The organism is Vibrio sp. OPT46, assembly GCF_015163535.1.
Taxonomy (GTDB): Bacteria; Pseudomonadota; Gammaproteobacteria; order Enterobacterales; family Vibrionaceae; genus Vibrio; species Vibrio alginolyticus.
The window spans coordinates 1-391 of sequence record NZ_JADDYG010000031.1 but is presented as its reverse complement, the minus strand read 5'-3'; the positions used below and the strand labels follow the sequence as shown (position 1 = coordinate 391).

The window sequence follows — 391 nt, the reverse complement described above, 5'->3', positions numbered from 1 at the left end:
GGGTTATTTGTGACCACCAAGTGATACTAAAAAGCCGATGTAGATACATCGGCTTTTTAGTGGGTTATTTCTTTCTGCGAGTATAAATCCGAGATTTTACTTTACTTGGCTCTGGCTTGTTTTTCGCCAGCTTTAGCACTGCTTTTTGCAAAATCTGGTTGTTTGGGTAAGTGATTAAGTTTCCGTTGTCGTGCTTAATTAACACGTGAAACATACTGATTTCTTGAATCTCACCGCAGATGTCTTCATCTTTATCTACGACTTTAATTCGGTCACCCACTCGGTATGGGAAGACAAAAAAGATCAAAAAGCTGGCAGTGATGTTGCTCAGAATTGACCACTGCGCAATAAACGCCACACCTAATACGGCAAAAATGGACGATAGGAACAA

The 391-nt window shown here is 40.4% G+C and carries 1 protein-coding gene; it reads right to left on the bottom strand.

All coding sequences use genetic code 11. The features are described from left to right. Positions 1-64: 64 nt before the first annotated feature. Positions 65-391: mechanosensitive ion channel domain-containing protein (locus IQR33_RS02275; protein ID WP_193843473.1), on the bottom strand; the 327-nt coding region annotated here is incomplete at its 5' end.